This window comes from Sphingomicrobium arenosum (assembly GCF_026157085.1).
Taxonomy (GTDB): Bacteria; Pseudomonadota; Alphaproteobacteria; order Sphingomonadales; family Sphingomonadaceae; genus Sphingomicrobium; species Sphingomicrobium arenosum.
Map to the genome: position 1 here is coordinate 1,005,453 of NZ_JANPVN010000001.1, position 18,846 is coordinate 1,024,298.

The window sequence follows — 18,846 nt, forward strand, 5'->3', positions numbered from 1 at the left end:
ATGCGTATCGTCTCGGGCATCCAGCCCACCGGCAGCCTCCATCTCGGCAATCTCCTCGGCGCCATCCTGCGTTGGGTCGAGATGCAGGAAGAGGCCGAGGCGAGCCGTTTCTTCTTCCTCGCCGACCTACACGCCATCACCGTCGACACCGACCCCGCCGCCTTGCGCGACAATGTCTATGACATGACCGCCGCGCTACTCGCCTCGGGCGTCGATCCCGACAGGTCGGTCCTGTTCGCCCACAGCGACGTGCCCGCCCATGCCGAACTGCAATGGATGCTCGGCTGCATCGCGCGCATGGGCTGGCTGTCGCGCATGACGCAGTTCAAGGCAAAGTCGGGCAAGAACCGCGAAAAGGCCAGCGTCGGCCTCTACAGCTACCCCGTCCTCCAGGCCGCCGACGTCATGCTCTACCAGGCCACCCACGTCCCCGTGGGCGAGGATCAGAAGCAGCATATCGAACTGGCGCGCGACATCGCCGATGCGTTCAACCACCGCGTCGGCGAAGAGCTGTTCACCGCGCCCGCCCCCTATATCGGCACCGGCCGCGCCGCGCGCGTGATGAGCCTGCGCGACGCCTCGAACAAGATGTCGAAGTCCGATCCCTCGGACATGAGCCGCATCAACCTCATCGACGACGACGACACCATCCGCACCAAGATCAAGAAGGCGCGCACCGACCCCGAGCCACTGCCCGACACGCTCGACGCCCTCGACGAGCGCCCCGAGGCGCGCAATCTCGTCGGCATCATGGCCGCCGTCACTGGGCGCAGCGAGGATGCCGTCCTCGCCGACCATGCCGGTCAGGGCTTCGGCGCCTTCAAGCCCGCGCTCGCCGATGCCCTCGTCGCGCGCCTCGCCCCCATTCGCGACCGGCTCGAGGCGCTGCGCGGCGACCGCGCCCACCTCGACTCGGTGCTCGACGCCGGCGCTGCAAAGGCGCGCGAGGCGGCCCAGCCCACGCTTGAGAAAGCCTATCGCGCATTGGGCCTACGCCGCTGATAAGACACGTTAATTTTGCGTCGGCCAGCCGACTCTAATGCTTCATGACCGGTTCACGCCCCGATGTGCTATAAGCATGCCAGTTATCTTCGAACCCAAGGAAGCATGTGCCATGCGTAAATTTCTCAAAGCGACCGCTGCCAGCGTCGCGCTCCTTGGTCTGGCGGGCTGTGCGACGGGGCTTCCGACGCAGGTGAGCCGCTTCCAGGCCATGCCCGCCCCGACCGGCGAGACCTTCGCCGTCATCCCGATGAACGAAGCCGACGCGGGCGGCCTCGAATTCTCGCGTTATGCGGCGATGATCGCCGAGGAGATGCGCGAGGAAGGCTATGTCCAGGCCGCCGACCCCGCCTCGGCGACCATGCTCGTCGAGGTCGGCTATGGCGTCGACAACGGCCGCGAGCGCGTCCGCTCCTCGGGTTACAGCCCCTATGGCGCCTACGGCTCGCCGTTCCGCGTCGGGTTCGGCGTCGGCTACGTCCCGCTGAGCTACCGCTACCGCTATGCGCGCCACCGCTACTGGGGTCCGCGCATGGGTTACTCCTGGGGCTGGGACGATCCCTTCTGGTATGGCCGCGACGTGCGCAGCTACACCGAATATCGCTCGACCCTCGAAGTCGACATTCGCCGCGCCGCCGACAATCAGGCGATCTTCGAAGGCACCGCCAAGGCGCGCAGCCGCACCGATGATCTCGGCACCCTCGTGCCCAATCTCATCGAAGCGATGTTCACCGACTTCCCGGGCCGCAATGGCGAGACGGTCAAGATCACCGTTCGCCCCGAGGACGAGCGCCGCTAAGGCTCGCGCTCTTCCCCAAATCGTTGAAAAGCCCGCGCGGAGACCAATCCACGCGGGCTTTTCTTTGACCGAAACAAGGGGGACGACCCTAGTTTTCGAGCTGCCTTGTCAAAAGCCTGATGTCGGCATCGAGTTCCGCATCGGCGGCACGAAGCGATTCGATGCGCTTGACGGCGTGGATCACGGTCGTGTGGTCGCGCCCGCCGAAGCGCCGTCCGATATCGGGCAGCGACTTGGGCGTCAGCTGCTTGGACAGGTACATGGCGACCTGCCTCGGTCGGGCGACTTCGCGGGCGCGTCTCGCGGAGGTCATTTCGGCCTTGCGGATCGAGAAATGCGCGGCGACCTTGGTTTGGATCTCGTCGATCGAGATGCGGCGCTGGTTGGCGCGCAGCACATTGGCCAGCACCTCTTCCACGAACGGCACGTCGATGGCGCGGCCGGTCATCATCGCATAAGCCGCGATGCGGTTGAGCGCGCCTTCCAGTTCGCGGATCGAGTTGGTGATGCGCCGCGCGAGGAACTCGACCACCGCTTCGGGCATGTCGACGCCCGGCAGTCCATCGAGCTTGGAGCGCAGGATATTGTACCGCAGCTCGTAATCGGCCGCGTTGATGTCGGCGACGAGGCCCCACGACAGGCGCGACAGGATGCGCGGCTCGATGCCGTCCAGGTCCTGTGGTGCGCGATCGCTCGTGATCACCAGGCGGCGACCCGCGGTGATGATCTCGTTCATCGTGTGGAAGAATTCTTCCTGCGTCGATTCCTTGCCCGCGATGAACTGCACGTCGTCGACCAGCAGCAGGTCGGCCGAGCGCAGCTGCTGCTTGAAGGCGATGGTGTCATTCTCGCGCAGCGCGCGGACGAATTCGACCATGAACTTTTCCGCCGACATGCTGACGACCAGCGCATCGGGGTTCTTCTCGAGGAAGGCCTGCCCGATGGCGTGGAGCAGGTGCGTCTTGCCGCGCCCCGTGCCGCCATGGATGAACAGCGGGTTGAATACGACCGTGTCGCTGCTCGCCAGCGTCTTTGCAGCAGTCGCGGCGACCTCATTGGCCTTACCGATGACGAAATGGTCGAAATCGTAGCGATTGTCGAAATTGGGACGCGGATGCGCTGGCGCGGCGGGGGTCGGCGCGGGCGCCGTTGAGGCGGACGCTTCCTCGAGGATCAGCATGGGGCTCGGGCGCGGCGCGCCTTCGGCCGGGATCAGGCTGACTTCGCGCACCAGCGGCAGCGTATGGCGCCAGGCGAGTCGAATCCGGTCGCCGAAATGCGACTTCACCCAGTCGGCCATGAACTGCGAGGGGAGGAGGATATCGAGCGCGCCCGATTCGGGATCGAACTGCCCCAGTTCGGCGGGCTTGATCCACCCATCGAAGGTGCGCGCGCCAAGGTCCTTGCGAAGATTGTCGCGAATGCTTTTCCACGCGGCCTCGAGCGGGGCTTCCGTGCCCATCCCGTCGCCTTGCGGACGCATAGCTTCACCTTCGCCTTGCACTAGCTTGCGCCTCCCCGAACTGGTCTTGCATTTGGCAAAGAGGCTCTGTTGCCCGGAATCGCGCTACCGCGCCCCGTGCCCGTGGCTACCGTCTCTACCTTGCCCCCCGGGGGCGGAATCGCCGCCGGAGAGACTGTTGTAAAACCCGATCCGGGCCGCGTTCAAGACCCGTTTTTTCATTTCGATGAAATAAAGTCTATTGACAGCGCAAAGCCGCGAAAAATCAAAAATTTGGCACTTTTCCGCCGATAGTCGATCCGGACCCGAAAGGGTCGGGATGCGAATCATTGGAAAGCCTAGGCTTTTTATGTCGCCAAAATGAAACGGACCGCCGGGGGTCTCCCGACGGTCCGTTGCGAATTTGTGGTAAAGCCGTTCTTAACGGGACCGGACTGTCCCGAAACGGTTCGACCAGTCTTTAGCCGAGCGCGGCGACGCGCTTCGACAGGCGGCTCATCTTACGGGCCGCGGTGTTCTTGTGCATCACGCCCTTGGCGACGCCGCGCGCGATTTCGGGCTGTGCGTTGCGAAGCGCGGTCTGCGCCTCCTCCTGCTTGCCGCCTTCGATCGCGGCTTCGACAGCCTTGATGAAGGTGCGGATGCGGCTGACGCGCGCACCGTTGATTTCGGCGCGACGGTTGTTGCGACGGATGCGCTTACGTGCCTGCGGCGAATTCGCCATGGATGGACCTCAACTCGTTCGTTTGAAAAGAAAATCGGTGCGAGCCACAAACGGCCTGCACCGGCATGGGCGTCCCCTTACCCAACACGCCCCCGTCCGTCAAGCGTGTCAGCGCTGGCAGGTGGGGCAATAAAAGGTCGAGCGACCGCCCTGCACGCGGCGCCGCACCGTCCCGCACCCGCGCCGGCACGGCTCGCCCTCGCGCCCGTAGACATCGAAGCTCTTGGAGAAATAACCCAGTTCGCCATTGGGCTGCGCATAGTCGCGCAAGCTCGAGCCCCCCGCCGCGATCGCCTCCTCGAGCACCGCCGGGATGGCCTGCGCCAACATCTCCAGTCGCCCCGCGCCGATTCCCCCCGCCTTGCGCCCCGGCGCGATCCGACTGCGCCACAGCGCCTCGCACACATAGATATTGCCCAGCCCCGCGATCACCCGCTGGTCGAGCAGCGCCAGCTTGATCGCCGTCGCCTTGCCCGCCAGCCGCGCTTTCAGCGCCGCCGCATCCACGCTCGGCAAGGGTTCGGGCCCCATGCCGACGAACCCCTCATAATCCTCGAGGCCCTCGGTCGGCTCGAGGTCGACGAATCCGAACCGTCGCGGATCATTGAGCGCCAGCCGCCGCCCCGCCCCCGTCTCGATCACCAAATGGTCGTGCTTGCCGATGTCCTCGGGATCGACCCGCCAGCTCCCCGACATGCCGAGATGGAAGATCATCGTGTCGCCGCGATCCGTATCGATCAGCCCATATTTTGCCCGCCGCCACAGCCGCGTCACCCGCGCCCCCGTCAGCCGCTGCCCCAACCCTTCCGGAAAAGGCTTGCGCATGTCCGCGCGCCGCACCTCGACCCGCGCGATCCGCTCACCCTCCAGCACGGGCGCCAGCCCCCGCACGGTCGTCTCCACCTCGGGCAATTCAGGCATGGTCGCATCCTCGCATGAAGACGGCGCTTAAGACCCGTTCCCCCTGCCCTCAACCCCTGCTAGGGCCGGGGCTATGCAGGATCCCGTCTATTTCGGCGACGAACAGGTCGCCCCCGAAGAGAAAACCCAGCGCGTCCACGGCGTCTTCGCTTCTGTCGCCGCGCGCTACGACATCATGAACGACCTCATGAGCGGCGGCATGCACCGCCTGTGGAAGGACCGCTTCGTCGCCAAGGTCGCCCCACGCAAGGGCGAGGCGATCCTCGACATGGCGGGCGGCACCGGCGACATCGCCTTCCGCATGGCCAAGCGCGGCGCCGAGGTGACCGTCGCCGACATCAACGAACATATGCTCGACGTCGGGCGCGAGCGCGCCAAGAAGCGCGGCCTCGACGGGCTTCGCTGGCGGGTCGAAAATGCCGAAACCCTCGGCCTAGAAGACTCCACCTTCGACGCCTACACCATCGCCTTCGGCATCCGGAACGTCACCGACATTCCCGCCGCCCTCAAGGAAGCGCACCGCGTCCTGAAGCGCGGCGGCCGCTTCTACTGCCTCGAATTCTCGACCAGCGAATGGCCCGGCTTCGGCAATGCCTATGAAGCCTATGCCGAACATCTCATCCCGCGCATCGGCGAGATCGTCGCGCAGGACCGCGACAGCTACCAATATCTCGTCGAATCGATCCGCCGCTTCCCGCGCATGGCCGCCTTCGAATCGATGATCGCCGATGCAGGCTTCGCCCAGACCGGCCACACCCCCATTCTCGGCGGGCTCGTCGCGATCCACTGGGGGTGGAAGCTCTAGTGGCAGGCACCATCACGCATATTTCCCGGCTCCTGCGCTGGGGCCGAACGCTCGCCCGTCACGGCGCCTTGCGGGGGATCGAGAACGATCCGCTGACCCCGCCCAACATGAAGCGGCTGCTCAGGCTCGCCCGTTTCGGCCTCAAGCAGCCCGAGCAACCCGACTATGCCGCCGCGCTCCAGGAGATCGGCCCCGCCGCGATCAAGCTCGGTCAGGCGCTCGCCACCCGTCCCGACCTCGTCGGCGAGGAAGCGGCCGACAACCTCCTCTCGCTCCAGGACAATCTCCCGCCCGCCCCGATCAGCGTCATCGTCCCCGCCGTCGAAAAGGCGTTGGGCGCCCCGCTCGACCGCCTCTTCTCGGATTTTGCCGAAACGCCCGTCGGCGCCGCCTCGATCGCGCAGGTCCACAAGGCCGTCACCACCGATGGCCAGACCGTCGCGGTCAAGGTCCTTCGCCCCGGCATCGAGGACGCCTTTGCCGAAGCGCTCGAGACCTACGAATGGGCCGCCGCCCAGCTCGAAGGCTATGGCGGCGATGAAACGCAGCGCCTCAGGCCGCGCCAGGTCATCGCCCATTTCCGCCAGTGGACCAACCGCGAACTCGACCTCCAGCGCGAGGCCGCCTCGGCGTCCGAACTGCGCGAGAATATGGTCGCCGAACCGGGCTTCTACATCCCGGAGATCGACTGGCGCCGCACCGCGCGCCGCGTCCTCACCATGGAATGGCTCGACGGCACCAAGCTCACCAAGAAATCGGAACTGGTCGCCAAGGGCCACGACCTCCACGCATTGAGCCAAATCCTCGTTCGCGCCTTCCTGCGCCAAGCCGTGGTCGACGGCTTCTTCCACGCCGACCTCCACCAGGGCAATCTCATCGCCCTAGACAATGGCCAGCTCGCCGCCGTCGATTTCGGCATCATGGGCCGCATCGACCGCCAGGCCCGCCTGTGGCTCGCCGAGATCCTCTACGGCCTCATCACCGGCAATTACAAACGCGTCGCCGAAATCCATTTCGAGGCGCAATATGTCCCCGCCCACCACAGCGTCGACGAATTCGCCACCGCACTTCGCGCCGTCGGCGAACCCATTCGCGGCCTGCCGGTCAAGGACATCTCCATCGGCCGGATGCTCGAGGGCCTTTTCTCGATCACCCGCGATTTCGACATGGCGACCCAGCCCCACCTCCTCCTCCTCCAAAAGACGATGGTGATGGAAGAAGGCGTGGTCGTCAGCCTCGATCCCGACATCAACATGTGGGAGGCCGCCGAACCCTTCCTGCGCGAATGGATCCGCAGCGAACTCGGCCCCGAGGCGCTCATCGCCGACCGGCTCACCATGATCCGCCGCGCCTTCCAGAAGCTCCCGCATCTCATCGACAAGATCGACGCCACCTATCCCGAACCGGGCGGCGCCCCGCCGATGCCGCCCTTGCCCGAAGTCCGGCTGATCGAGCGCCCCCGCTGGGGCGGCTATCTCCTCACCGCGCTGATCGCGGGCAGCGCGGGCGCGGCGCTGGTGGCGCTGCTCTAACCGATGAAGTCGCGTCGCTTCGCCCTAGCCGGGCTGGCCAGTGCCTTCGTCGGTGCGGCGACCTTCCGGTCGCTTCAGCTCCTCGCGGCGCCCACGTCCGGCGTCCTCGACCCGCTCGACATCGCTTCCGACCTTTTGGGCGCGATGATGAGCGGTCTCGGGCCCACCCTTATCGGCGGGATCGCGATGATGGTCGCCAGCGTCATCGCGCCGCGCTGGCAGGACCCGTATCGCTGGGCCGCCGTCGGAACGGCGTTAGGCTGCTTTCTCGCCGCCATCAGCCCAGGCGTCAGCTTCGCGGACTTCATCTCGCGCGACGGCTGGATCGGCGCGATGGCAGGCTGCCTCGCTGGCTTCACCTTCCGCTTCGCCGCGCCCATGCCCGGCGCGCGCGATTCCGGCGCCCCTATGAGGCCCTCCTCCCTCGCCCGCGACATGATCGCCCGCGCCGAAGAGAAACGACAGCTGCAAAAGGAGCGTGGCTGAACCATGCGCATCCTCCGCTTCTTCCTCGCCGCCTTCCTCGCCTCGATCGGCGGCACCATCGCCTTCCTGCTCGCCCTCGCCGTCGCCGAGAGCGAGAGCAGCGCCGCCGAGCTCGCCTTCTCGCCGCTCGCCTGGTTCTTCGGCCTCTATATCGCTTTGGCCCCCAGCATCGTCGCGGGCATCATCATGCTCATCCTCTCCGAGGTCCGCCCCGCCGTCGCGCGACCATGGGTCTGGGGCGTGGTCGGCGCGGTCGCGGGCGGCGCGCTCACCGGGCTGATGATGTTCGACAATCCCGAACCCACGACCGGCGAACTCCTCGCGATCATCGTCTCGGGGATGGCAGGCGGCGCCGCGGCCGCGCTCGTCTTCCGCTTGGTCTGCCCGCCGCACCCGCCCCGCGCGATTCCGCAGACAGACCTTTCCTAATAGGATTTCACCCGTCACCCTGCCCGCCATGCCCGCGACTCAGCACAACACGCCCCATCTCCCCGCCATGACCACCCGTTGCGAGGTCCCGCACGAGGGGGCGACCCACCGTCAACTTTCTCAACTTGCAGAGGGGATTTTGTCCTACAGGGACATTCACTGACATGGCCCGTTTGCTGCTCATCATCGGCGGGGGAATCGCCGCCTACAAGGCCGCCGAACTGATCCGCCATGCCCGCAAGATGGGCCACGACGTCACCCCCGTGCTGACCGAGGGCGGCGCGCATTTCGTCACGCCGATGAGCCTTGCCGCATTGGCCGAAAGCCCCGTCTACACCAGCCTGTGGGATTTGAAGGACGAGGCCGAGATGGGCCATATCCAACTCTCCCGCGCCGCCGACCATGTCCTCGTCTGCCCCGCCACCGCCGACATGATCGCCAAGATGGCCGCAGGGATCGCCGACAATCTCGCCACCACGCTGCTGCTCGCCACCGACAAGCCCGTCACCATCGCCCCCGCGATGAACGTAAAAATGTGGCAGCACCCCGCCACCCAGCGCAATGTCGCCCAGCTGCGCGCCGACGGCATCACCGTTCTCGACCCCGACGAAGGCGCCATGGCCTGCGGCGAATATGGCCCCGGCCGCCTCCCCGACCCCGAGGCCATCCTCGCTGCCCTGCCTCTGCAAGCACCGAGCGCCTCGCCCTTCGGCAAGGCTGGTCCGCTGGCGGGCAAGCACATCCTTGTCACCGCCGGCCCGACCCACGAGCCGATCGACCCCGTCCGCGTCATCGCCAACCGCTCCTCGGGCAAGCAGGGCTTCGCCATCGCCCGCGCCGCCGCCGCCGCCGGTGCGCGCGTCACCCTCGTCGCGGGCCCCGTCTGCCTGCCCACGCCGCCGGGCGTTGCCCGCATCGACGTCGAGACCGCTGTCCAGATGCGCGATGCGGTCATGACCGCGCTGCCCGCCGACGCCGCGATCATGGTCGCCGCCGTCGCCGACTGGCGCGTCGAGGGCGCCGCCACGCAGAAGCTGAAAAAGGGCAAGGGTGCACCAGAGCTGAAATTCGCCCCCAACCCCGACATCCTCGCCGACCTCGGCGAGCATCCCAACCGACCCGCCCTCCTCGTCGGCTTTGCCGCCGAGACGAACGACGTGATCGACAACGCCACCGCCAAGCGGGAACGCAAGAAGGCCGACTGGATCCTCGCCAACGACGTCTCCGGAGACGTCATGGGCGGCGAGAACAACCGCCTCCACCTCGTCACCGCCACCGGCGTCGAGCACTGGGACGAAGGCTCCAAGGATGCCGCCGCCCGTCATCTCATCGACCGCATATCACAGGAACTGTCATGACCATCTCGATCCAGCTTGCCCGCCTTCCCCATGGCGAAGGCCTGCCGCTGCCCTGCTACGCCACGCCGGGCGCCGCGGGCATGGACGTGCAGTCCGCCGAAGACGTCACCATCCCCCCCGGCGGCCGCCACGCCGTCGCCACCGGTTTCCGCGTCGCGATTCCCGAGGGCTACGAGATCCAGGTCCGCCCCCGGTCGGGCCTCGCCTTCAAGCATGGCGTGACCGTCCCCAATACCCCCGGCACGATTGACAGCGACTATCGCGGCGAATTGAAAATCCTCCTCATCAACCACGGCGCAGAGGATTTCGTCATCGAACGCGGCATGCGCGTCGCCCAGATCGTCCCCGCCGCCGTCACGCAGGCGAGCTTCGTCGAGGTCGAAGAGCTCGACGACACGGAACGCGGCCATGGCGGCTTCGGGAGCACCGGCACCAAGTGAGCCTGTTCGACGACCCCGATCGCCTGAGCGACGACGAACTCGACCGCTACGCCCGCCACATCGTGCTCCCCACGGTCGGCGGCGTCGGGCAAAAGCGCCTCAAGAAAGCCCGCATCGCCGTCATCGGCGCTGGCGGCATCGGCTCGGGCGTCCTCCCCGCGCTGGTCGGCGCGGGCATCGGCCGCATCACGCTCGTCGATGACGACGCCGTCAGCCTGTCCAACCTCCAGCGCCAGTGGCTTTTCACCACCGCCGATGTCGGCGCGGGCAAGGCGCCCCTCGCCCGCCGCTTCGCCGAGGCGCGAAACCCGCATGTCCACATCGACGCCCACGGCGTCAAGGTCACCGTGGACAACGTCCGCGATCTCCTCGGCGATCACGACCTCGTCATCGACGGCACCGACAATTTCGCCACCCGCCTCCTCGTCAGCGACACCTGCGTGGCGCTCGGCATGCCCCTCATCAGCGCCGCCGCGCAGCAGCTCCAGGGCCAGCTCGGCCTGTGGCGCGGCCAGCCCTGCTACCGCTGCTTCGTCGGCGACGCCTTCGACACGCAAGATTGCGACACCTGCGCCGAAACCGGCGTGGTCGGCGCTTTGACCGGCATGATCGGCAACATGGCCGCCCTCATGGCCATCCGCCTCATCTGCCAGATCGGCGATGAAGGCGCGGGCCACCTCCACCTCTACGAAGGCACGACCAACGCCTGGCGCCAGATCAACATCCCCGCCGACCCAAGCTGCAAGGCCTGCGCCCTCAAATAGCCCTCTCCCCTTCAGGGGAGAGGGTTGGGAGAGGGGCAACCCCCACCCTCCCAAGCTCTTTCTCAGATCAGCTTTTCTTCGCCGCCGGCTTCTTCGCCGCAGCCTTCTTCTTGGGCGCGGCCTTCTTCTTGGCCGGCGCCTTGCGCTTCTTCTTCGCCGGCCCCTTCGCTGCCCGCTCGTCGATCAGCTGCACCGCCTGCTCGAGGCTCACGTCCTTGGGCTCGGTGCCCTTGGGCAGCGTCGCATTGGTCGTGCCGTCGGTGACATAGGGGCCATAACGTCCGTCCATCACCTTCACCTCGGCCTCATTGGTGGGATGCTTGCCGAGCACCGCAATCGGCTCGCGGCTCTGGCGTCCACCGCGCTGGCCCTTCTGCGCCGCCGCCTCGGCAAGCTTTGCCACTGCCGCATTCATGCCCGTCTCGAACACCTCCTCGGTGCTCTTCAACCGCGCATAATTGCCGTCGTGGAGCAGATAAGGTCCGTAGCGCCCGATCGAGGCCGAGATCGGCTTGCCCGTCTCGGGATGGTCTCCGATCTCGCGAGGAAGCGAGAGCAGCTTCTTCGCCATCACCAGGTCGAGCGTCGACCGGTCGACATCCTTTGGGATGGACGCCCGCTTCTTCTCGCCGTCGACTTCCTGTTCGAGATAGGGCCCGAAGCGCCCGGTCTTCAGCTCGATCCCCTCGCCCAGCTCCTGCGGCCCGTCATTGGCGGCCTCGCCGCGCAGCCCGAAGGGACGGGTGTAATTGCATTCGGGATAGTTGGCACAGGCGATGAACGCCCCGAACTTGCCGCCACGCAATGAGAGCTGGCCGCCGTCCTTGGGACAAGCTCGCGGGTCGGTCCCATCATCCTTGGCCGGGAACAGATAAGGTTCGAGAAATTCATCGAGCGCCGCCGTGATGTCCGACGGCTTCTGCTCCATCACCTCGCCCGCCTTGGGCTTGAAGTCGCGCCAGAAGGCCTCGAGCATCGACTGCCACGCCATGCGCCCGCCCGACACGTCGTCGAGCTCTTCCTCGAGGCTGGCGGTATAGTCGTAGCTCACATAGCGATCGAAAAAGCGCTCGAGGAACGCGGTGACGAGCCGCCCCGAATCCTCGGGCACGAACCGCTTCTGCTCGAGCCGGACATAGTCGCGGTCCTTCAGCGTCTGGAGCGTCGCGGCATAGGTCGACGGACGCCCGATGCCGAGCTCCTCCAGTCGCTTGACGAGGCTGGCTTCGGAGAAGCGCGGCGGCGGCTGGGTGAAATGCTGGGTCGAGGTGACCTCGCGCTTCATCGGCGCATCGCCCTCGCGCAGCAGCGGCATCTTGCCTGCTTCCTCGTCGGCCGCATCGTCGCGGCCTTCCTCGTAAAGCGCGAGATAGCCTGGGAATTTCACGACCTGCCCGGTGGCGCGCAGCGTCGCGCGCCCCGCACCATCCGACAGTTCGACCGTCGTGCGCTCCAATCGCGCCGCCGCCATCTGGCTCGCCAGCGCGCGGTTGTAGATCAGCGTGTAGAGCTTGGCCGCATCGCCAGAGCCCGCACGATCCTTGCGGAAATTGGTCGGCCGGATCGCCTCGTGCGCTTCCTGCGCATTTTTCTGCTTGGACTTGTACTGTCGCGGCTTGTCGGGGAGGTATCCCGCATCATAGCGGTCGGCGATGGCATGGCGCGCGCCGGCGAGCGCCTCGCCCGCCATGGTGACGCCGTCGGTACGCATGTAGGTGATCGCGCCCGCCTCGTAGAGCCCTTGCGCGAGGCTCATCGTGTGGCTGGCCGAATAGCCCAGCTTGCGCGCGGCTTCCTGCTGCAGTGTCGAGGTCGTGAAGGGCGGCGGCGGGTTGCGCGTCAGCGGCTTCTGTTCGACGCTCTCCACGGTGAAATTGCCCGCCTCGATGACCGCCTTGGCGGCATCGGCATCGCCCTTGTTGCCGATCGTCAGCCGGTCGATCTTCTTGCCGTCGAGGTTGACGAGGCGCGATTCAAATGGCGTGCCTTCCTGTTCGAAGACCGCGCCGAGCTGCCAATATTCGCGCGGTTCGAACACCTCGATCTCGCGTTCGCGGTCGACGATGAGGCGGAGCGCCACCGACTGTACGCGCCCCGCCGAACGCGCGCCCGGCAGCTTGCGCCAAAGGATCGGCGACAAGGTGAAGCCGACGAGATAGTCGAGCGCGCGGCGCGCCAGATAGGCGTCGATGAGGTCGGTATCGAGATCGCGCGGGCTCGCCATCGCCTCGGTCACCGCGCTCTTGGTGATCTGGTTGAAGGTCACGCGCTTGGTGTCGGCGGGCAGCGCTTTCCTCTTGGTCAGCACTTCCTGCACGTGCCAGCTGATCGCCTCGCCCTCGCGATCAGGGTCGGTCGCGAGGATGAGCGTCTCCGCCTCCTTGGCTGCGTCGGTAATCGCCTTCAGTTGCTTGGTCTTGTCCGCGCTCGCCGCCCATTTCATGGCAAAGCCGTCATCGGGCTCGACCGATCCGTCCTTGGCGGGCAGGTCGCGCACATGGCCGTAGGATGCGAGCACCTTGTGCCCCGGCCCCAGATATTTCTCGATGGTTTTCGCCTTGGCGGGCGATTCGACGATGACGAGCTTCACTGGCCTCACTTCCCCGATGCTTCACGTACGCGCGATGGTGTCGCAGGCCATGTGGGCGTCAAGCCAATTCAGCGCAAGCTCACTTTTCCCCCGGCGTGGCGGTCGAGCCGTCCGGCAAGGTCGAGCTCGAGCAGCGCCAGCTGCACCTCGGGCGGGGTGAGGCCTGACTGGCGGATAACCTCGTCGACCCCCACCGCCACCGGCCCCAGCAGTTGCTCGACCCGCTCGCTCGCCCCTTCGCCAAGATCTTCGGCGATGGGCGCGGGCGCACGCTCCTCGGCCACCCGCTCCATCCGCGCATCGATCGGGCCGAGCGTGGCCAGCACGTCGTCGGCATCCTGCACCAGCACCGCGCCGTCGCGAATGAGCCCGTTGCATCCCCGCGCCCTTGGATCGAGCGGGCTGCCCGGCACCGCCATCACTTCGCGCCCCTGTTCGCCTGCCAGCCGGGCGGTGATGAGGCTGCCCGACCGCGGCGCCGCCTCGACGACGATCGTCCCCGCGCACAGCCCCGAGATGATGCGGTTGCGATTGGGGAAGTGGCGCGCCGTCGGCTGCGTCCCCGGCGGCATCTCGGCGACCACCAGCCCCTGCTCGGCGATGTCCGTCTGTCGCTCGGCATTTTCGGGAGGGTAAGCGACGTCGATGCCGCCCGCGATCACCGCAATGGTGCCGGTCGGCAGCGCCCCGTCATGCGCGGCGCTGTCGATGCCGCGCGCCAGCCCCGACACGACGACCTGCCCGGCATGGCCCAGCGTATTCGCCAGCTGCCGCGCCAGCCGACAGGCGGCCGCGCTCGCATTGCGCGCGCCGACCATCGCGACGCAGGGCCGATGCGTCAGCGCGACATCGCCCTTCACGGTCAGCAGCGGCGGCGCGCCATCGATCTCGGCGAGCAGGCGCGGATACTCCACCGTACCGACGAGCAGGTAGCGCGCGCCATGTCGCTCGACCGCGCCCATCTCCGCTGCGATATCGCGCGGGTCGGCGAGTGTCGGCGGACGCCCCCGCCCGCGCCGTGCCAGTTCGGGCAGCATCGCGATGGCCTCGGCGGCGCTGCCGAAGCGTTGCATCAATTGCCGGTAACTGACCGGCCCGACCCCGCGCGAGCGGATCAGGCGGAGATGATCAGGAAGATCGGGCGGCAGGCTCGTCAATGCTCGGCGCATCCTTCTTCGCCCCGAACCGCGGTTCGGACCCGTCGAGGATCCGCGCGATATTGGCGCGATGCTTCCACCAGATGAGAAGCGTGATACCGAGCAGCAGATTGAACAACAGATCCTGACCGAGGACGAGTGCAGAGACGGGCGCAGAGGCCGCCGCGAGCAGCCCGCCGGCCGACGACATCTTCGTCACGAGGAAAGCGAGCACCCAGACCCCAAAGGCGATGGCGCCGATCCGCCAGTCGAGCGCGAACAGGATCCCGAACAGGGTGGCGACCCCCTTGCCCCCCTTGAACCCCAGCCAGACGGGATAGAGATGCCCGATCAGCGCGCCGGCGGCAGCGAACAATTCGGCCTGTTCGCCCAGATAATGGCGCGCGATGAGCACCGCCGCCACGCCCTTCAGCGCATCGAGGAGGAGAACGAACGCCCCCACCTTTTTGCCCGCCGCGCGCACCGCATTGGTGGCCCCGATATTGCCCGAGCCCTGAGCACGGATGTCGCCCTTGCCCATCGCCTTCACGACGAGCAGCCCGAACGGGATCGAGCCGAGGAGATAGCCCATCACGAAGGGCCAGATTTGGAAGTCGCCAAGCATTGCCGTTCCTCGATAGCAGTCAGGCCGGGACTGGCAAGGCCGTAACGGTTACGGTCCGACCGTACTTTGTCCCGCGCCGTGCGCCCGCTAGGGAGAAGCAATGAAGGACGACCCGATCGAATTGACGCGGCGCGAGCGCGAGGCACTGCACGGTATTCTCGAGCGCAAGACCGCCAAAGAGATGGCGCTCGAACTCGGCATCTCGCATCACGCGGTGGAAAAGCGGTTGAAGCGCGCCCGCCACAAGCTCGGCGTAACGACTAGCCTTGAGGCTGCGCGGCGCTACGAGGCGCAGTACGGGGAGACCGTATCCGGCCCGTCGGACCTCGGCGAGGCGCCCGCATCCGAGGAAAAAGGAGGGACAGCGGGACGTCCACGCTCCCGCATCCTTTTTGCAGGAGTCTTGATCATGATCATCGCCACACTTGCCGCTCTCTTCCTTATCCATCCTACCGAGGGCACGCCCGTTACTGACAAGTCCGACGTCTTCAAGCTGCTCGACCGCGACGGATCGGGCACGATCGAGCGCGCCGAATTCCTTGTCCGCGAGGCCAATGTCACGCGGATCGTCGTCACCGACGGCGACGAAACCAGTAGCACCACCGTCGACGGCGATGCGGCCGCCGAGATGATGGGAAGCGCCTTCGATTCGATGGATGAAGACGGCGACGGGCGCCTGACGCCTGCCGAATTCAGCGTCGACGCGGTCCACCGCCGCGTCACGCTGTACGAACGCTCGGGCGACTGAGCTGCCGGTCGGCGCGGGATTGCCACCGGGCGCAGGGTGCGGCTAGCACCGCCTGCGTGAGCGATCCCGCAGCCCCCCTCCTCTTTTTCGATTCGGGTATCGGCGGCCTGTCGATCCTGGCGCCGACGCGAGCGCTCATGCCATCGGCACCTATCGTCTATGCCGCCGACAATGCGGCCTTTCCCTATGGCACCCGCTCCGAGGCCGAGATCGCCGCACGCGTTCCCGCGCTCCTCGGCCGCCTCGTCGAGCGCGTGAAACCGCGCCTAGTCACCATCGCCTGCAACACCGCCAGCACCATCGCGCTCGACCATGTCCGCGCCGCCTTGGACGTGCCGGTGGTCGGCACCGTGCCCGCGATCAAGCCTGCTGCCGAAGCCTCGACAACCCGCGTCATCGGCGTGCTCGGCACCCGCGCCACCGTGCGGCAGCCCTATGTCGACGACCTCGCCCGCGATTTCGCCGCCGATTGCACCGTGCTGCGCCATGGCTCCGCCGCGCTGGTCGAACTGGCAGAGGCCAGGCTGCGCGGTGAGCCGGTCGACCCGGCCGCCGTCATCGCCGCCGCCCAGCCGCTGTTCGACCAGCCGCACGGCGACAGGCTCGACACGGTGGTGCTCGCCTGCACCCACTTCCCGCTGCTCGCCGACTGGCTGTCGCAGGCGCATCCACACGTCCGCTTCATTGACGGGGGTCAAGGCATCGCGCGCCGAATCGCCTATTTGACGAAGGGACAGAGCTGGCCCGACGATGCCCCGCCGGGACGCGCGCTCTTCACCGCCGCGGTTCCGCCCGGCATGGATGTAGCGCTCGCCCCCTTCGGGATCACCGACCTAGGCTCGCTTTGATCTTTGCGTTAAAAGGCCTTAAGGGGTCGCCGGACAAGAGCGAGGACCATGGATTACAACGGCATTTTCCAGGCGGCGATCGACCGGCTGCATGACGAGGGACGCTATCGCGTCTTCATCGACATCCTGCGCAACAAGGGGAATTATCCCAACGCGCGCTGCTTTCATGGTCACAACGGTCCCCGCCCGATCACCGTATGGTGCTCGAACGACTATCTCGGCATGGGCCAGCATGACGTCGTCATCAAGGCGATGGAAGAAGCGTTGCACGATGTCGGCGCCGGCTCGGGCGGCACCCGCAACATCGGCGGGAACACCCACCTCCATGTCGACCTCGAGGCTGAGCTCGCCGATCTTCACGCCAAGGAAGGCGCGCTGCTCTTCACCTCGGGCTATGTCTCGAACGAGGCCGCGCTGTCGACGCTCGGCAAGCTCCTGCCCGGCTGCGTCATCTTCTCGGACGAACTCAATCACGCCTCGATGATCGCGGGCATCCGCAATTCGGGCTGCGAAAAGCGCATCTTCAAGCACAACGATCTCGAGCATCTCGAGCAGCTGTTGATGGAAGTCGAACCCGACGCGCCCAAGCTCATCGCATTCGAATCTGTCTATTCGATGGACGGCGACGTCGCCCCCATCGAGGCGATCTGCGACCTTGCCGACAAATATGGCGCGCTGACCTATCTCGACGAAGTTCATGCCGTCGGCATGTACGGCGCGCGGGGCGGCGGCATTTCGGAGCGCGACGGCATCGCCCACCGCGTCACCCTCATCGAGGGCACGCTCGGAAAGGCGTTCGGGGTGATGGGCGGCTATATCACCGCCGACAAGAATATCATCGACTGTATCCGCAGCTATGCCCCGGGCTTCATCTTCACCACGAGCCTGTCGCCCGTCCTCGCCGCCGGCGCGCTGGCGAGCGTGAAACACCTCAAGGGCTCGAGCGTGGAGCGCGATGCGCAGCAGGCCGCCGCGGCCGCGCTCAAGTCAAAGATGACTGCTGCGGGCCTACCGGTCATGGAAAGCGAGACGCATATCGTCCCGCTCATGGTCGGCGATCCCGTCAAGGCCAAGGAAATCAGCGACATTTTGCTCGCCGAATATGGTGTCTATGTCCAGCCGATCAATTTCCCGACCGTCCCGCGCGGCACCGAGCGCCTGCGCTTCACCCCCGGCCCCTTCCACACCGAAGCGATGATGGACGCGCTGGTCGACAGCCTGGTCGAAATCTGGAACCGGCTCGAACTCAAGCTCGCGGCGTGACGACGTTGGGGGAGGACCTGCCGCCCCCCGATCCCGACTTTCGCCATCCGACGCCGCCCGAACTGGTCGCCGCGCTGCGCGACGACGCGCCGCTGCGTGCGCAGTGGGACGGCCTCACCGACATTGGCCGCAACGACTATATCTGCTGGATGACCTCGCCCAAGACCGATGCGACCCGGGCGAAGCGGTTCGAGCGACTGAAGGAGGAGGTGACGGACGGCAAGCGTCGTCCCTGCTGCTTCCCCGGCTGCCCCCACCGCCTCGCCTCGGCGCGCGGCTACGGCTGAATTACGGTGCCACGCCGACGGCGCCCGCCATCGGCCAATCGGTGTCGCCCAATCGATCGAGCCGCATGTCGATCAGCCGCGCCTCTTCGCGCCCCGGCAGGGCGATATAGCCCGTTTCGATCCACTGCCCCTCGATCAGCCGGGCCTCGTAGCGGATCGGCGGCCCCTGTTCGATGAACCAGTCGAATCCGTTCTCGACCGGTTCGACACGGAACTCCCCGCCGCGGCCCATGGCATTGGTGCGGATACGATATTGCTGCGCCGCGACGTCATAGTGGATCACGCCGAACGCATTGAAAGACAGCGCGCCAGTCTCCCCTTCATAGCCTCTTCCTTCGATCACCAGAATGGCGCCATCGAGCATCGGGCCGACCCGCTCGGTCTGCACCATCTGCACCGGCCCACCGCGCTCGAAGCGCGTCGCAGTGCCTCGCCACTCGCCATGCATCCAGTCGAACACGGCCATCTTTTCCTGTTGTAAGGCAATAAGCGCCTCGGCGGTCGGCGGTCCGATCCGCGCTTCCTGCGCCGCGCCAGGCTGCGCCAGAGTCATCGCCGATGCCACTGCGGCTGCGCATGCCAGCCAATCCATTTTCATCACCCCCATCTTGAAACTTTGCCTCTCTT

20 protein-coding genes are annotated in these 18,846 nt (G+C 66.5%); 13 read left to right on the forward strand and 7 right to left on the reverse strand.

All coding sequences use genetic code 11. The features are described from left to right. A complete protein-coding gene (trpS, locus tag NUW51_RS04820) occupies positions 1–1,002 on the forward strand; it encodes a tryptophan--tRNA ligase (protein ID WP_265563242.1) in 1,002 nt (333 codons plus the stop codon). Between the two features lie 112 nt (positions 1,003–1,114). Next, positions 1,115–1,801 carry a DUF4136 domain-containing protein gene (locus tag NUW51_RS04825; protein WP_265563244.1) on the forward strand — a complete coding sequence of 229 codons (687 nt, stop codon included), beginning with the start codon at positions 1,115–1,117 and terminating at the stop codon, positions 1,799–1,801. 88 nt (positions 1,802–1,889) lie between these two features. Here NUW51_RS04825 and dnaA read toward each other — a convergent pair whose 3' ends face one another. The 3 genes from dnaA to mutM all read right to left on the reverse strand — a co-directional run bounded on the left by dnaA (position 1,890) and on the right by mutM (position 4,908). Next, positions 1,890–3,263 (reverse strand): chromosomal replication initiator protein DnaA, encoded by a 1,374-nt coding sequence (dnaA, locus tag NUW51_RS04830; RefSeq protein ID WP_265563247.1) that lies wholly within the window; start codon positions 3,261–3,263, stop codon positions 1,890–1,892. A gap of 460 nt (positions 3,264–3,723) precedes the next feature. Further along, the gene (rpsT, locus tag NUW51_RS04835; protein WP_265563249.1) at positions 3,724–3,987 is read right to left on the reverse strand and encodes a 30S ribosomal protein S20; all 264 of its coding nucleotides are present in this window, start codon (positions 3,985–3,987) and stop codon (positions 3,724–3,726) included. A gap of 108 nt (positions 3,988–4,095) precedes the next feature. Next, on the reverse strand, positions 4,096–4,908 hold the full coding sequence (gene mutM, locus NUW51_RS04840; protein ID WP_265563251.1) for a bifunctional DNA-formamidopyrimidine glycosylase/DNA-(apurinic or apyrimidinic site) lyase: 813 nt from the start codon (positions 4,906–4,908) through the stop codon (positions 4,096–4,098). 73 nt (positions 4,909–4,981) lie between these two features. Between mutM and NUW51_RS04845 the strand changes: the two genes are divergently transcribed. The 7 genes from NUW51_RS04845 to NUW51_RS04875 all read left to right on the forward strand — a co-directional run bounded on the left by NUW51_RS04845 (position 4,982) and on the right by NUW51_RS04875 (position 10,722). Then, entirely contained in the window at positions 4,982–5,713 is a 732-nt protein-coding gene (locus NUW51_RS04845) for a class I SAM-dependent methyltransferase (RefSeq protein ID WP_265563252.1), read from the forward strand. Beyond that, positions 5,713–7,245, forward strand: coding sequence for a 2-polyprenylphenol 6-hydroxylase (ubiB, locus tag NUW51_RS04850; RefSeq protein WP_265563255.1), 1,533 nt, complete (start codon positions 5,713–5,715; stop codon positions 7,243–7,245). The genes NUW51_RS04845 and ubiB overlap by 1 nt, the downstream gene beginning before the upstream one ends. Positions 7,246–7,248: 3 nt before the next feature. After that, the gene (locus NUW51_RS04855; RefSeq protein WP_265563257.1) at positions 7,249–7,731 is read left to right on the forward strand and encodes a hypothetical protein; all 483 of its coding nucleotides are present in this window, start codon (positions 7,249–7,251) and stop codon (positions 7,729–7,731) included. A gap of 3 nt (positions 7,732–7,734) precedes the next feature. Continuing rightward, complete coding sequence (locus tag NUW51_RS04860; RefSeq protein WP_265563259.1) at positions 7,735–8,160, forward strand: hypothetical protein; 426 nt, start codon at positions 7,735–7,737, stop codon at positions 8,158–8,160. A gap of 164 nt (positions 8,161–8,324) precedes the next feature. Next, positions 8,325–9,518, forward strand: a complete 1,194-nt coding sequence (gene coaBC, locus NUW51_RS04865) for a bifunctional phosphopantothenoylcysteine decarboxylase/phosphopantothenate--cysteine ligase CoaBC (RefSeq protein ID WP_265563261.1) — start codon at positions 8,325–8,327, stop codon at positions 9,516–9,518. Next, positions 9,515–9,958, forward strand: coding sequence for a dUTP diphosphatase (gene dut / locus NUW51_RS04870; protein WP_265563264.1), 444 nt, complete (start codon positions 9,515–9,517; stop codon positions 9,956–9,958). The genes coaBC and dut overlap by 4 nt, the downstream gene beginning before the upstream one ends. Further along, the gene (locus tag NUW51_RS04875) at positions 9,955–10,722 is read left to right on the forward strand and encodes a HesA/MoeB/ThiF family protein (protein ID WP_265563266.1); all 768 of its coding nucleotides are present in this window, start codon (positions 9,955–9,957) and stop codon (positions 10,720–10,722) included. Before dut ends, NUW51_RS04875 begins: the two co-directional genes overlap by 4 nt. A 67-nt stretch (positions 10,723–10,789) precedes the next feature. Here the strand turns inward: NUW51_RS04875 and topA are convergent, their stop codons facing one another. The 3 genes from topA to plsY all read right to left on the reverse strand — a co-directional run bounded on the left by topA (position 10,790) and on the right by plsY (position 15,073). Next, a complete protein-coding gene (gene topA / locus NUW51_RS04880) occupies positions 10,790–13,312 on the reverse strand; it encodes a type I DNA topoisomerase (RefSeq protein ID WP_265587931.1) in 2,523 nt (840 codons plus the stop codon). 68 nt (positions 13,313–13,380) lie between these two features. Then, entirely contained in the window at positions 13,381–14,481 is a 1,101-nt protein-coding gene (gene dprA / locus NUW51_RS04885) for a DNA-processing protein DprA (RefSeq protein WP_265563268.1), read from the reverse strand. Further along, a complete protein-coding gene (gene plsY / locus NUW51_RS04890; protein WP_265563270.1) occupies positions 14,441–15,073 on the reverse strand; it encodes a glycerol-3-phosphate 1-O-acyltransferase PlsY in 633 nt (210 codons plus the stop codon). Before plsY ends, dprA begins: the two co-directional genes overlap by 41 nt. A gap of 100 nt (positions 15,074–15,173) precedes the next feature. On the opposite strand from plsY, the gene NUW51_RS04895 reads away from it, so the two are divergent. The 4 genes from NUW51_RS04895 to NUW51_RS04910 are packed head-to-tail and all read left to right on the forward strand — an operon-like array spanning position 15,174 to position 18,219. Continuing rightward, positions 15,174–15,821 carry a LuxR C-terminal-related transcriptional regulator gene (locus NUW51_RS04895; protein ID WP_265563272.1) on the forward strand — a complete coding sequence of 216 codons (648 nt, stop codon included), beginning with the start codon at positions 15,174–15,176 and terminating at the stop codon, positions 15,819–15,821. Positions 15,822–15,877: 56 nt separating this feature from the next. After that, positions 15,878–16,669, forward strand: coding sequence for a glutamate racemase (murI, locus tag NUW51_RS04900; protein WP_265563274.1), 792 nt, complete (start codon positions 15,878–15,880; stop codon positions 16,667–16,669). 48 nt (positions 16,670–16,717) lie between these two features. Then, the gene (gene hemA, locus NUW51_RS04905) at positions 16,718–17,932 is read left to right on the forward strand and encodes a 5-aminolevulinate synthase (RefSeq protein ID WP_265563276.1); all 1,215 of its coding nucleotides are present in this window, start codon (positions 16,718–16,720) and stop codon (positions 17,930–17,932) included. Beyond that, positions 17,929–18,219, forward strand: coding sequence for a YdeI/OmpD-associated family protein (locus tag NUW51_RS04910; protein ID WP_265563278.1), 291 nt, complete (start codon positions 17,929–17,931; stop codon positions 18,217–18,219). The genes hemA and NUW51_RS04910 overlap by 4 nt, the downstream gene beginning before the upstream one ends. A 1-nt stretch (position 18,220) precedes the next feature. Here the strand turns inward: NUW51_RS04910 and NUW51_RS04915 are convergent, their stop codons facing one another. After that, the gene (locus tag NUW51_RS04915; RefSeq protein ID WP_265563280.1) at positions 18,221–18,826 is read right to left on the reverse strand and encodes a DUF1579 domain-containing protein; all 606 of its coding nucleotides are present in this window, start codon (positions 18,824–18,826) and stop codon (positions 18,221–18,223) included. Between the last annotated feature and the right edge of the window lie 20 nt (positions 18,827–18,846).

Coding starts and splice junctions, on each gene's coding strand:
- NUW51_RS04860 (WP_265563259.1), top strand. CDS start 7,735: ATGCGCATCCTCCGCTTCTTCCTCGCCGCCTTCCTCGCCTCGATCGGC.
- trpS (WP_265563242.1), top strand. CDS start 1: ATGCGTATCGTCTCGGGCATCCAGCCCACCGGCAGCCTCCATCTCGGC.
- hemA (WP_265563276.1), top strand. CDS start 16,718: ATGGATTACAACGGCATTTTCCAGGCGGCGATCGACCGGCTGCATGAC.
- dprA (WP_265563268.1), bottom strand. CDS start 14,481: ATGCGCCGAGCATTGACGAGCCTGCCGCCCGATCTTCCTGATCATCTC.
- dut (WP_265563264.1), top strand. CDS start 9,515: ATGACCATCTCGATCCAGCTTGCCCGCCTTCCCCATGGCGAAGGCCTG.
- NUW51_RS04855 (WP_265563257.1), top strand. CDS start 7,249: ATGAAGTCGCGTCGCTTCGCCCTAGCCGGGCTGGCCAGTGCCTTCGTC.
- NUW51_RS04825 (WP_265563244.1), top strand. CDS start 1,115: ATGCGTAAATTTCTCAAAGCGACCGCTGCCAGCGTCGCGCTCCTTGGT.
- mutM (WP_265563251.1), bottom strand. CDS start 4,908: ATGCCTGAATTGCCCGAGGTGGAGACGACCGTGCGGGGGCTGGCGCCC.
- plsY (WP_265563270.1), bottom strand. CDS start 15,073: ATGCTTGGCGACTTCCAAATCTGGCCCTTCGTGATGGGCTATCTCCTC.
- rpsT (WP_265563249.1), bottom strand. CDS start 3,987: ATGGCGAATTCGCCGCAGGCACGTAAGCGCATCCGTCGCAACAACCGT.
- NUW51_RS04895 (WP_265563272.1), top strand. CDS start 15,174: ATGAAGGACGACCCGATCGAATTGACGCGGCGCGAGCGCGAGGCACTG.
- NUW51_RS04845 (WP_265563252.1), top strand. CDS start 4,982: ATGCAGGATCCCGTCTATTTCGGCGACGAACAGGTCGCCCCCGAAGAG.
- NUW51_RS04915 (WP_265563280.1), bottom strand. CDS start 18,826: ATGGGGGTGATGAAAATGGATTGGCTGGCATGCGCAGCCGCAGTGGCA.
- dnaA (WP_265563247.1), bottom strand. CDS start 3,263: ATGGGCACGGAAGCCCCGCTCGAGGCCGCGTGGAAAAGCATTCGCGAC.
- coaBC (WP_265563261.1), top strand. CDS start 8,325: ATGGCCCGTTTGCTGCTCATCATCGGCGGGGGAATCGCCGCCTACAAG.